Source organism: Rhizobium sp. SRI_017 (genome assembly GCF_057586295.1).
This window is the reverse complement of the sequence record NZ_JBYCZP010000002.1, coordinates 491,098-502,206: the sequence shown is the minus strand read 5'-3', so window position 1 is coordinate 502,206 and position 11,109 is coordinate 491,098. Positions and strand designations below refer to the sequence as shown.

The 11,109-nt window shown below is 60.5% G+C and carries 12 protein-coding genes; all 12 read right to left on the bottom strand.

Annotated elements, in window-relative coordinates:
- Positions 1 to 21 precede the first annotated feature (21 nt).
- The 12 genes from AC2YI2_RS07175 to ccoN all read right to left on the bottom strand — a co-directional run bounded on the left by AC2YI2_RS07175 (position 22) and on the right by ccoN (position 11,035).
- Entirely contained in the window at positions 22 to 993 is a 972-nt protein-coding gene (locus AC2YI2_RS07175) for an efflux RND transporter periplasmic adaptor subunit (RefSeq protein WP_487385750.1), read from the bottom strand.
- 13 nt (positions 994 to 1,006) lie between these two features.
- Positions 1,007 to 1,207 (bottom strand): YgaP family membrane protein, encoded by a 201-nt coding sequence (locus tag AC2YI2_RS07170; protein WP_487385749.1) that lies wholly within the window; start codon positions 1,205 to 1,207, stop codon positions 1,007 to 1,009.
- 130 nt (positions 1,208 to 1,337) lie between these two features.
- Positions 1,338 to 1,655, bottom strand: coding sequence for an ArsR/SmtB family transcription factor (locus AC2YI2_RS07165; protein ID WP_487385748.1), 318 nt, complete (start codon positions 1,653 to 1,655; stop codon positions 1,338 to 1,340).
- A 192-nt stretch (positions 1,656 to 1,847) separates the two neighbouring features.
- Positions 1,848 to 2,849 carry an ABC transporter transmembrane domain-containing protein gene (locus AC2YI2_RS07160; RefSeq protein ID WP_487385747.1) on the bottom strand — a complete coding sequence of 334 codons (1,002 nt, stop codon included), beginning with the start codon at positions 2,847 to 2,849 and terminating at the stop codon, positions 1,848 to 1,850.
- 227 nt (positions 2,850 to 3,076) lie between these two features.
- Complete coding sequence (gene ccoS / locus AC2YI2_RS07155; RefSeq protein ID WP_487385746.1) at positions 3,077 to 3,217, bottom strand: cbb3-type cytochrome oxidase assembly protein CcoS; 141 nt, start codon at positions 3,215 to 3,217, stop codon at positions 3,077 to 3,079.
- Complete coding sequence (locus tag AC2YI2_RS07150; protein WP_487385745.1) at positions 3,214 to 5,481, bottom strand: cation-translocating P-type ATPase; 2,268 nt, start codon at positions 5,479 to 5,481, stop codon at positions 3,214 to 3,216. The genes ccoS and AC2YI2_RS07150 overlap by 4 nt, the downstream gene beginning before the upstream one ends.
- Complete coding sequence (locus tag AC2YI2_RS07145) at positions 5,478 to 5,969, bottom strand: FixH family protein (protein ID WP_487385744.1); 492 nt, start codon at positions 5,967 to 5,969, stop codon at positions 5,478 to 5,480. The genes AC2YI2_RS07150 and AC2YI2_RS07145 overlap by 4 nt, the downstream gene beginning before the upstream one ends.
- A 2-nt stretch (positions 5,970 to 5,971) precedes the next feature.
- Positions 5,972 to 7,540, bottom strand: a complete 1,569-nt coding sequence (ccoG, locus tag AC2YI2_RS07140; protein WP_487385743.1) for a cytochrome c oxidase accessory protein CcoG — start codon at positions 7,538 to 7,540, stop codon at positions 5,972 to 5,974.
- A gap of 99 nt (positions 7,541 to 7,639) precedes the next feature.
- Positions 7,640 to 8,500 carry a cytochrome-c oxidase, cbb3-type subunit III gene (ccoP, locus tag AC2YI2_RS07135; protein ID WP_487385742.1) on the bottom strand — a complete coding sequence of 287 codons (861 nt, stop codon included), beginning with the start codon at positions 8,498 to 8,500 and terminating at the stop codon, positions 7,640 to 7,642.
- Between the two features lie 3 nt (positions 8,501 to 8,503).
- Positions 8,504 to 8,656 (bottom strand): cbb3-type cytochrome c oxidase subunit 3, encoded by a 153-nt coding sequence (locus tag AC2YI2_RS07130; RefSeq protein WP_487385741.1) that lies wholly within the window; start codon positions 8,654 to 8,656, stop codon positions 8,504 to 8,506.
- Between the two features lie 10 nt (positions 8,657 to 8,666).
- Positions 8,667 to 9,404 (bottom strand): cytochrome-c oxidase, cbb3-type subunit II, encoded by a 738-nt coding sequence (gene ccoO, locus AC2YI2_RS07125; protein WP_487385740.1) that lies wholly within the window; start codon positions 9,402 to 9,404, stop codon positions 8,667 to 8,669.
- Positions 9,405 to 9,415: 11 nt separating this feature from the next.
- The gene (gene ccoN, locus AC2YI2_RS07120) at positions 9,416 to 11,035 is read right to left on the bottom strand and encodes a cytochrome-c oxidase, cbb3-type subunit I (protein WP_487385739.1); all 1,620 of its coding nucleotides are present in this window, start codon (positions 11,033 to 11,035) and stop codon (positions 9,416 to 9,418) included.
- Positions 11,036 to 11,109 lie beyond the last annotated feature (74 nt).

The following is an 11,109-nucleotide window of genomic DNA, read 5'->3' as shown; positions in this document are numbered from 1 at the left end:
CTGAAAGGTTGTCATTCTCATTCACGGCGTCACCACGATGTCACCGGTCTGCAGGCCGGTCAGAATTTCGACGCCGGTTATGCCGCCAAAGTCGATGGCCGCGCCCGCTACCACGGCACGTTCGACCGGCTTGCCGTCTTCCGACACGGTCACGAAGTCGATCCCGGACCGCGTCGTCAGAGCGGTACGCGGCACGACAAGGGCCTGCCGGGAGCCGACGGGAAGTTCCACGAGAACACGCGCGTTGACGAATTCGGTATCAAGCTCCCTGACCTCGACATCGGCGATGACGCGGCCGTTTTCGATCTGCGGATAGATTTTCGCGAGTGTACCGGAGAGCGATTTCCCCTCCGCCGCGATTCTGATCTCAGCGCCTTGCTTCAGCGAAGCGGCATGCCGTTCCGGTATGGCCAACCTCAGGAAGAAGCCGCCCCCGCCGATATTGGCGACGACCTCGCCCGGCAGAACCACCGCTGCCTTCGTTACCGGAACCTTGAGAACACGCCCGTCGCCCGGCGCCACGACATCGCCTTCACTCCGCTGCTGCAGGACGACCGAACGTTGCGCCTCCGTGGCGGCTATCTGGTTCTGGATCACGTCCGCCTCTGTACGAAGCTGATCGAGACGCTGCACAGTGGTCGCGCCACTCTTGATCAGCTTCTCGGCCCTGTCGAACTCCGCCCGCGCGTTCTTGAGCGAGGCCTGAAGGCCCAGCAACTGTGCGTCAATCGCCTTGATCTGGAAGTTCGTCTTGTCATCCTTGACGACGGCGATGACATCGCCCGCCTTGACCATATCGCCTTCCGTTACCCGCAGGTCGATGATGGTGCCGCCAATTCTTGCGCGCGCCAGGACGCTGTCGCGCGCCTCGACTTGACCGTATACCGCTTTCCATTCCGGGACCGCGACGGACTTCAGGACAAGGTTTTCTGCTTGAGCAAGACTTGCCGCACTCGCGAATGCGAGTGCGGTCCAAATCGAAAATCGGTTCATAAGTTCACCTCGGTCAGAACGCCGTCCCCGATCCTATGCCGATTTTTCTGAAGAACATTGCGGCAGGACAAAACCCGGTGAAAGCGGACTGAAAAAGATTCGCTCCCACGAACGCCGTCAGCCAAACAAAGCCTGGATGAACAAAATGCATGAGAAGCAGGGATATCAGCACCATCGCGCCAGCAAAGGCGAGGACTGCACGATCGACCGTCATTGAAATTCTCCATAGTTCATAGATTTGTATCTACGATTATATGAAGATATGTGAGGTGGTTTGTCAAGCCCAGGACGGCAATCAAGGTCATATTGTCATTGACGAGAACATTCGGCCCGCCGCGAACCGATCAACGGTCACAATCGCTGCTGCGGCAGAAGCTGTTGTAGAGTGTGTTGACGACCTCGCGCGCCGGCTCACTCTCGATGCGGTACCACATTGTCTGCCCGTCCCGTCGCGCGGCGATGATCCGATCGCGACGCAGCAACGAGAGATGCTGTGACACGGTGGAATCCCTTATGCCGAGGAACTCCGCGAGTTGGCCAACGGAATATTCGCCATCGGCGAGCCGGCAAAGGATGAGGAGGCGGTAGCGGTTGGACAGCGACTTCAGCAGTTCGCTCGCCATATCCGCCCCGATTTTCATGGCTTCAGCATCAATCTTCATAGTTACGAATATACATGGTGAAAGCATGATTGCAAGGCTGTCATGCAGGTCAGGGAGAGGCGAGCATTAAGGATGAAGCTGCAAAAGTCTGCGTGGAGCCGCTAGGTTCGACGGGGCGGCAGATGCGATATCGAGCCAGTAGGCGACGGCTGAACACGGAGCATCGTGTGCAACGCGTCCATCGCGCCACGCCTATGAGGACAAGGCCCTGGATCGGCCGTGAGCCGGCGAGGCCCCCTCCCTTCGCTCCGTATTTTCGTCGTCGATCATGTTGCGGATCATGTCGTAGGATACTGCAGTATTGGATACAGAACGATAGAAATTGATCAGTTGATCCCAGGGGTCGGCGATCTTGTTTAGACCGGAGATGAAGACAAGGAGCGTGCCGACCTGTGTAGTGCCGCTCATGACGAGGTAACCTCCGACACCCAGGACAAGTATCGGGCCAAGTGCATCAAGAAAGTTGCCGAGCGCCGACAGAGCGTATTTGCGCAAATAGATGGCGATACGAAGTGTGTAGATGCGACGGATGACGCTGCTACCCGTGACGCGCTCGTTGACTATGCCAGACGCGATCCGCCCGACGCTGCGTACGCTGGCGATCCGGAGCCTTGCGATGCGATTGATGGAATTTTGCGTCACCGGAACAATGAGCGCCTGAGGCAGGTACAGAACGACGGCCAGGATCGCGATCATCGGCTCGACCCAAATCAGATAGCCAACGACATAGAGGATGGTGGCGCTCGTCAAGATAGGAAGTCCAAAAGCCTCCCCTCCAAAGCCACTCACATCCTCCGCCTCAGCGGCGAGCATCGAGACGACTGCTCCTGTGCCGGGAGCGGCCTGCATCCCCCGCCGTTCCTTGTCAAGAGCGTGGCCGACTATGCCCAGACGAATGTCACGCGCGATTTCTTCAACCGTGATGCCCTTCACCATATTGAGCGCGAACTTTGTGAGGCCTTGAAGGATGACAACGGCAAGGTAGGCCAGGCACAGCCAGACGAGCAGGCGATAGTTCCCCTCGACCAGCACTTCGTTAACGATGCGCCGCTGGATTTCCAGTGGAACCATCATCAATGGTGCCAACGTCATTGTTATGATGCAGATGGAGACTTGGCGGGATCGGCTCTCCTTCCAAATATACGCATAGAGATCGCGGCTCAGATTGAGAGTCTTGAGAGAGTGATCGCCCATAGGGGCCTGCCTTCCATTGCTCCAAAGCAGCGAAGAAAACTCATGGTTTCCAGCTTTGACTGCCCTCACTCTACGGAAATCATTTGGCGGCAAGCGTCATTGACGTCGGACAAACGCAATCAAGAAATCGAAGAGTGGCCCGATCGAAAATGCCTTTCGTGGATACCATGAACCCGAAGCGCGGTCTGCGCTCGCCAACAGATCGACGATCTTGACCACTCTGGCTCTCACTCGTCGTCCGAAATCGCGCGCCAGGCAGCCCCGTCGAGGTCTTCGTATTGACCTGATTTCAGGGACCACAGAAACGCGGCCAGGCCAAGTCCGCCAAGTCCGAGAGCGATAGGAATCAGGAAAATCAGCGCGTTCATGACGTGACGGTCTCCATGGTGGACTGAACGACGAGCGGTTCGCTGTCGACACGTGACCGCCGGGCATTGAGACGCAGGGAATTGGCCACGACGACCATTGATGACGTCGACATCGCGATCGCAGCGATCAAAGGCGTGGCGTAACCTAATATCGCAACAGGCACGGCAATTACGTTGTAGCCTATTGCGAGCACGAAGTTCTGGCGGATCAACCGCCCTGCCCCGCGTGAAACATCAACCGCCAATTCCACCGCGTCCAATCCTTCGCGCATGAAGACGAAGTCGGCCGCTTGCCGGCCGATGTCGGCGGCCGTGGACGGAGCGATCGACACATGCGCAGTACGAAGAGCCGGCGCATCGTTGATGCCGTCACCGACCATCAATACCTTTTCTCCAGCAGCGCTCATCTCACGCACCGCTTGGGCTTTCTGCATCGGATCGAGCGCGCCACGCCATTCAGCGATGCCAAGACCCGATGCGAGCCGTCCCACAACGCCTTCGCGGTCTCCCGATAGAAGAGTCGAAGGCATTCCGCGTTCGAAAAGAGCCCTCACCGTCTTCTTCGCCCCCGGGCGAAGCGTGTCTTCGAACAGGAATGCGGCGACGCTCACATGATCACGCGAGAGAACGACCTCCGACTGATCGGCAGAGGCGCCGCCCGCGGCGCCGCGAAGTGCGAAGGCTCTGCTGCCGAGCCGCCAGACACCATCTGCACGGCGCCCTTCCAGCCCACCGCCGGCGACCTCTCGAACCGTCTCGAAAGTCGCAGGGGCCATCGGGCAGGCCTTTGCGAGCGCGATCGACAACGGATGCCGGGAATGCCCGGCGAGACCCGCCGCCACGGAGAAGGCGTCATCCGTTATGGTGGAGATGTTGACGAGGCGCGGCCGACCGAGCGTCAGCGTTCCGGTCTTGTCGAACACGACTCGGGTGGCTTCGGCAAGTCGCTCCATGGCAGAGCCGTCCTTCACCATCACACCGTCGCGAAACAGCCTTCCCGCGGCGATGACCTGCACCACCGGGACAGCAAGGCCCAAAGCGCAAGGGCAGGTGATGACCAGAACGGCGACCGCGACGAGAAGCGCGTGCTTCCAATCTCCGTCGTAGGCGCCCCAGGCCAGGAAGGTGCCCAGCGCGAGAAGATGGACCACCGGGGAATAGAGCTGCGCCGCGCGGTCGGCGATTCGACGGTAGCGCGCCTTGCCGCCCTCAGCAGCTTCCATGAGCGAAATGATTTCGGACAGGAACGAGTTTCGCGCCTCGGCGGCCGCTTCGACCGTCAAGGAACCTGTAAGATTCACGGTCCCGGCGAGCACCCGATCACCTGGAATGGCGGGGACCGGTCGGCTTTCGCCGTTGACGATCGATAGATCGATATCGCTTTCACCAGACAGCACGATGCAATCGACGGCGAAGCGCTCCCCCGCCGGAATGAGAATCCGGTCGCCGGGCCGGATGTCCTCGACCGCGCGGTAGTCACGTTCGCCGCTGGCGTTCACCACCAGGGCCCCGCGAGGCGAGAGGCGCGCGAGTCCCAGGACCGCGGAGCGCGCCCGGTCCCGCATCATATGATCCAGCGTGCGGCCAATGAGGAGAAAGAAGAGAAGCGACGTGGTCGCGTCGAACCAGACATGCTCACCATGATGGATGGTCTCCCAGAGCGACACTCCATAGCTCAGGATGACCGCGAGCGAGATCGGCACGTCCATGTTCGTGTGCCCGTGCCTCAGCGCATTCCACGCCGACGCGAAGAAGAAGCGGCCGGAGAATACGAGAGCCGGCGCGGCGATCATCGCGGATATCCAGTGGAACATGTCGCGTGTCGCAGCCTCGGCTCCGGACCAAACCGAGACCGAGAGCAGCATGATATTCGTCGCCGCGAAGCCCGCGACCGCGACGGCGATCAGAAGCTGATTACGTTGCGCGTCGTTCGCTTCCGCGGCCTCCTGGAACAAATGGGCTTCGTAGCCCGCGTCGCCGATCGCCTGCACGAAGATAGCCGGGTCGGTTCTTGTTTCACCGACACTCTCCCGGAAAGTAATCCCGACGCGTTTGGTGGAAAGATTGACCCGGGCCCTCACGACTTCAGTATGCCGCATGAGCGCGTGTTCGATCGTGGAAATGCAGGCCCCGCAATGAACGGACGGCACGCTCAGATCGAGCGATCGACGGCCGCTGCCGAGATCGCGGGAGGACAGCCAGAGCTCTTCGCTATTGATCCCATTGTCGAGCAGAATCTCGCTTCCCGGCGCGCAGCAGCTCATTTTGCATGCTCCTCGATCACGATCCGCTCAGCCTGATGGAAGACCGTGCGATCATGGGACTTCGCTTCAATGTCTACGATCCAGGGTCCCGCCGCCAGCTCGTGCGCCGCCGAATATGCGCCTTCAACGGAAGGCTGTAGGTCGATGCTGAAGTCCTGACGATCGCCGACCGGGCGGTGGAACACGGCGGTCACGGTCTTCACCTCCGACACCGCTTCAGCCGGACCTTCGAGGATATAGCTGACGGCGGACCGGTCTATGGTGACCTTTCCCCGAAACCCCTGGCGAGCCCACTCGCGGGCCTCGGCCGCCTTAATGTTGAAGTCCTGGCTCGCGACATAGGTGTTCTTGGAGAGCATGCCGCTCCAGCTGGAATTCGCGTAATAGGCCATGAGGACGTTGACCGATATGATCGTTCCGAAGAATGCCACCATGATCGACAGCATGTGCCATCCGGTGAATCCCCTGTTCTTGGCGATGTCTTGCATTGTCATTTCTCCGGGACGTTGAAATTGGCTTGGTAATCCGCGCTTTCGCCGGTGACCGGATAGTCCACGCCGATCGTGAATTCGGTAGCACGAGCCGGCAGCCGGTCTTTCGGAACGGTCACGAAGACTTTCAGGGAGTGTACCGAGTCTGGTTCGGCATCGACTTGGAAGGACGATCCCTTGGCGTCGGTGTCTCCCGACACCGTCATGACGGCGCCTGGGAGGTCTCGGATCGAAAGCGTCAGCTTGCGCGGTTCGGGAACCATGTTGAGGATTTTCAGCGTGTAGCCGTTCCGGATCGCTCCGCTGGACTCCAGAACGAACTGTGGGTTCCGGTCGTGAAGAACATCGAGCTGCAGACGCTCGCGCATGCCGAGCGCGATCAAGAGGCCGATGCCGACAAGGCACCAAAGCCCGGCATAGATCAGGATGCGCGGGCGGACGATGATCTTCCAGTCGAAATGCCGCACATCGGCCATGAACCCGCCGTCCGGGGTCCTGACACGCGAAGGGTCTATCGAGGTCGTACCACCCGCCGTGGCGAGTGCCATATTGTAGGAATAGTCGCTGAGGGTCGAATATCCGATCAGGCTGGTCTCGCGGCCGAGCTTTTTCATGACCCCATCACAGGCGTCGATACAGAGCGCGCAGGTGATGCATTCCATCTGCAATCCGTCCCTGATGTCGATGCCCATGGGACAGACCGCGACGCAGGCGTTGCAATCGACGCAGTCTCCGACACTGGCGCCTGATACCAGCGACTTCTTCTGATGACGCGATCGAGGTTCGCCGCGCCAGTCGTTGTAAGTCACGACCAGCGAGTTCTCGTCGAGCATGGCGGCCTGGATGCGTGGCCAGGGACACATGTAGGTGCAGACCTGCTCCCGCATCAATCCGCCAAACACGTAGGTCGTCGCGGTCAGAACCGCGATGGTGATGTAGGCGATCGGCTCGGCGTGCCAGGTGATCAAGTCGGCCGCCAGCGTCGGTGCGTCGGCGAAATAGAACACCCAGGCGCCACCGGTCAGCACTCCGATCACAATCCAGATCGTATGTTTGGCAACACGCTTCTTGATCTTGTCGAACGACCACGGCGCGGCGTCGAGCTTGATGCGGGCGTTGCGGTCCCCCTCGATCGCCCGCTCAACCACCAGGAACAGATCGACCCAGACGGTCTGCGGACAGGTGTAGCCGCACCACGCACGGCCAACGGCCGTGGTCACGAGGAACAGCCCCATGCCCGCCATGATCAGCAACCCGGCGACGAAGTAGAATTCCTGGGGCCAGATCTCGATGAAGAAGAAGTAGAAGCGGCGACCCGCCACGTCGAGCAGAATGGCCTGATCCGGCGCATACGGACCGCGATCCCAGCGGATCCAGGGCGCGAGATAGTAGATGCCGAGCGTGATCAGCATCACCAACCATTTGAACCGCCGGAAAAAACCTTCAGCCCGCTTGGGGTGGATTTTCTTGCGGGGGGCGTAGAGCGGCTGGCGCAGCCGCGCGGCGTTGACCGGCTCGGCCTCGAGCCGCTCGATCGTGGCCATCTCGTCTTTGTCGAAAATGTTCATCGGAAGCCTTCCTTCTGGCTTCCACATTAGGGGCCGCTCGCGGCCCATTCTTTGATCTAGCGCAAGACGGCCCGACTTACGCCGGGCCGCCCGATGTTATTATTGTCCGCCACCAAGCGAGTGAACGTAGACCGCGAGTTCCTTGATCGTCGTGTCGCTCAACCGTCCCGACCAGGCGGGCATCACGCCGTGGCGGGGAACGCTGACCTGGCGCATGATGGCATCCTCGGTATCGCCCTTCAGCCAGATGGCGTCGGCGAGATTGGGCGCGCCGAGATCCTTGTTGCCTTCCGCCTTCTCGCCATGACACGAGGCACAGTTGTCGGCGAAGACCTGCTTGCCCGGCTGTACCAGCGCGGGGTCGGACGCGGTCTTCGTCAGGCTGACGACGTAGGCCGCGACCTGCTTGACCTGATCCGGTTCCAGGATTTCGCCAAATCCCGGCATCTCCGAGGTCCGCGTCTCGTTATGCGCGCTCCGGACACCGAACTGGATCGTCTGGTAAATCTGGTCGATCGTACCGCCCCACAGCCAGTCGTCGTCGTTCAGGTTGGGATAGCCGAGGCGACCCATCGCCCCAGACCCGTGGCAAGTGGCGCAGTTGACCTTGAACGCGGCGTCCCCGCCGTTGACCGCGAACTGCATGAGCTCGGCGTCCTTGGCGATTTCGCTCACCGGCAGTGATGCGATCTTGTCGGCGAAAACCTTCTGGGCGTCCGCCGCTGTCTTCACGGTCTCGGCGAGTTCCTGTCGACTGGAATAGCCGAGCACGCCCTTGGTGGCATCCGAGATCATCGGCCAGGCCGGATAGGCGATGGCGTAGCCGATGGACCAGACGATCGTGGCGTAGAAGGTGTAGACCCACCATCTCGGCATCGGATTGTTGAGTTCGCGGATGCCGTCCCACTCATGTCCCGTGGTTTCGACACCCGATACTTCGTCTATGTGCTTGTCAGCCACGGCTCACTCCTCTCTCAACGGGATTTTCGCGGCTTCCTCGGCACGCCGGCGCGCGCCCGGCAGGAAGACGGTGATGATCGTTCCAGCGAAGAACACCAGCATAGCCAGCATCATCCAGCTATCGGCGAAGTGGCGCATTGATTCATACGTGCTCATTGGGTTCTCCTCAGCGATAACCGGACGCGTCGTTGTAGGTAGAGAAGTCGACGAGCGTGCCCAGCATCTGCAGATAGGCGACAAGCGCGTCCATCTCGGTGAGCTTCGCAGGATCTCCGTCGAAGTCTCCGACCTTGGCCTTGGGATAGCGCTTGAGCAGCGCCTCGGTATCGGCGTTCGGATCGGCCTGGGCTTTCAAGTCGGCCTCCGCGTTCTCGCGCATCTCGTCGCTGTAGGGCACGCCGACGGCAAGGTTCGCGCTCAAGGTGCCTTTCACATTGAAGCCCGCGAGATCGAGATCGGTGCTCTTGAGGAACGCGTAGCTCGGCATGACCGACTCGGGAACGACATCGCGCGGCTCTTCGAGATGCTGCACATGCCATTCGTTGGAATAGCGGTCGCCGACGCGGGCAAGATCCGGCCCGGTCCGCTTTGAACCCCACTGGAAAGGATGGTCGTACATCGATTCCGCCGCCAGCGAGTAATGCCCGTAACGCTCGACCTCGTCGCGGAACGGACGGATCATCTGGCTGTGGCAGACGTAGCACCCTTCGCGGATGTAGATCTGCCGGCCCGCGAGTTCGAGCGGCGTGTAGGGCCGCATGCCCTCGACCTTCTCGATCGTGTTCTGGAGGTAGAACAGCGGGGCGATTTCCACGATGCCGCCGATCGTGACCACCAGCAGCGAGCCGACGAGCAGAAGGGTCGCGTTCTTCTCGATGATGGAATGTTTGTCAAGAATACCCATTGTCGGCTTCCTTATTCAGCGGGCACGGCGGCAGGAATGGCGCCCGGCAAAGGCGCTTCCCTGCGTTCGTGACCGAGGATTGTCATCGTTACGTTGTAGGCCATGATGAGCGAGCCACCGAGATAGAGGACACCCGCCAGAACCCGCACCACGTAGTAGGGGAACATGGCCGCCACCGATTCCGCGAACGAATAGACCAGGAAGCCCTGCTCGTTATATTCGCGCCACATCAGACCCTGCTGGATGCCGGCAACCCAGAAGGCAGCCGCATAGATGACGATGCCGATGGTGGCGAGCCAGAAGTGCCAGTTGACCATGCGGAGCGAGTAGAGCTGGTTGCGGTTCCAGAGCTTGGGCACGAGGAAATAGATCGCACCGAAGGTGATCATGCCGACCCAGCCGAGCGCACCGGAATGCACGTGACCGATGGTCCATTCGGTATAATGGCTGAGCGAATTGACCGCCTTGATCGACATCATCGGGCCTTCGAAGGTCGACATGCCGTAGAAAGCGATGGCCATCACCATCATGCGGATGATCGGGTCGGTGCGGACCTTGTCCCAGGCGCCCGAGAGCGTCATCAGGCCGTTGATCATGCCGCCCCACGAGGGCATCCAGAGCATGACCGAGAACACCATGCCGAGCGTCTGCGCCCAATCGGGCAGTGCCGTGTAGTGCAGGTGATGCGGGCCGGCCCAGATATACATGAAGATCAGGGCCCAGAAGTGGATGATCGACAAGCGGTAGGAATACACCGGCCGATTGGCCTGCTTGGGCACGAAGTAGTACATCATGCCTAGGAAGCCGGCGGTGAGGAAGAAGCCGACCGCGTTATGACCGTACCACCACTGAGTCAGCGCATCCTGGACGCCCGAGAACAGCGAATAGGACTTGGTGCCGAGGAAGGAGACCGGGACTGCGAGATTATTCACCACATGCAGCATCGCGATGGTCACGATGAAGCTGAGATAGAACCAGTTGGCCACATAGATATGCGGCTCCTTGCGCTTGATCAGCGTGCCGAGGAACACGATGAGATAGGCGACCCAGACGACTGTCAGCCAGATGTCGACATACCATTCAGGTTCGGCATATTCGCGGCCCTGGGTGATGCCCAGCAGGTAGCCGGTCGCCGCCATGACGATGAAGAACTGATAGCCCCAGAAGACGAACCAGGCGAGATCGCCGCCGAACAGGCGTGCGCGACAGGTCCGCTGGACAACGTAGAAGGAGGTGGCGATCAGCGCATTGCCGCCGAATGCGAAAATGACGGCCGAAGTGTGCAACGGCCGTGTGCGTCCGAAGTTCAGCCAGGGCTCGACGTCGAGGTCCGGAAAGGCGAGCTGCAGTGCCACGACGACGCCGACCAGGAAGCCCACGACGCCCCAGAAGACGGTGGCGATCACCCCTGCCCGCACTACGTCATCCATATAGGCCGAACTGTCGACCACTTTACGCGCGGAACCGGAGCCGAAGTCGACTCGCCACAGCAGGATCGCCGCAGTGCCGAGAAGGAACAGGCAGGCCACCGCCATGTGCTGCTGGAAGAGGCTGTCCTGGGTGAAGCCCGCGGCGAGCAGTGTCAGAAACGCTCCGACTCCCAGCCCGCCTATCTTGAGTGTGTTGTCCATTCTGGGAGTCCCCGTATTGTCAATCCACGCCGGGGGGTCCTGAGCGCACCCCGTTCCGGTGCTCCACCAATCTC

What these genes read in the sequence shown, in the direction of transcription:
- AC2YI2_RS07175 (WP_487385750.1), bottom strand. Translation starts at nt 993, where the DNA reads ATGAACCGATTTTCGATTTGGACCGCACTCGCATTCGCGAGTGCGGCA.
- AC2YI2_RS07170 (WP_487385749.1), bottom strand. Translation starts at nt 1,207, where the DNA reads ATGACGGTCGATCGTGCAGTCCTCGCCTTTGCTGGCGCGATGGTGCTG.
- AC2YI2_RS07165 (WP_487385748.1), bottom strand. Translation starts at nt 1,655, where the DNA reads ATGAAGATTGATGCTGAAGCCATGAAAATCGGGGCGGATATGGCGAGC.
- AC2YI2_RS07160 (WP_487385747.1), bottom strand. Translation starts at nt 2,849, where the DNA reads ATGGGCGATCACTCTCTCAAGACTCTCAATCTGAGCCGCGATCTCTAT.
- ccoS (WP_487385746.1), bottom strand. Translation starts at nt 3,217, where the DNA reads ATGAACGCGCTGATTTTCCTGATTCCTATCGCTCTCGGACTTGGCGGA.
- AC2YI2_RS07150 (WP_487385745.1), bottom strand. Translation starts at nt 5,481, where the DNA reads ATGAGCTGCTGCGCGCCGGGAAGCGAGATTCTGCTCGACAATGGGATC.
- AC2YI2_RS07145 (WP_487385744.1), bottom strand. Translation starts at nt 5,969, where the DNA reads ATGCAAGACATCGCCAAGAACAGGGGATTCACCGGATGGCACATGCTG.
- ccoG (WP_487385743.1), bottom strand. Translation starts at nt 7,540, where the DNA reads ATGAACATTTTCGACAAAGACGAGATGGCCACGATCGAGCGGCTCGAG.
- AC2YI2_RS07130 (WP_487385741.1), bottom strand. Translation starts at nt 8,656, where the DNA reads ATGAGCACGTATGAATCAATGCGCCACTTCGCCGATAGCTGGATGATG.
- ccoO (WP_487385740.1), bottom strand. Translation starts at nt 9,404, where the DNA reads ATGGGTATTCTTGACAAACATTCCATCATCGAGAAGAACGCGACCCTT.
- ccoN (WP_487385739.1), bottom strand. Translation starts at nt 11,035, where the DNA reads ATGGACAACACACTCAAGATAGGCGGGCTGGGAGTCGGAGCGTTTCTG.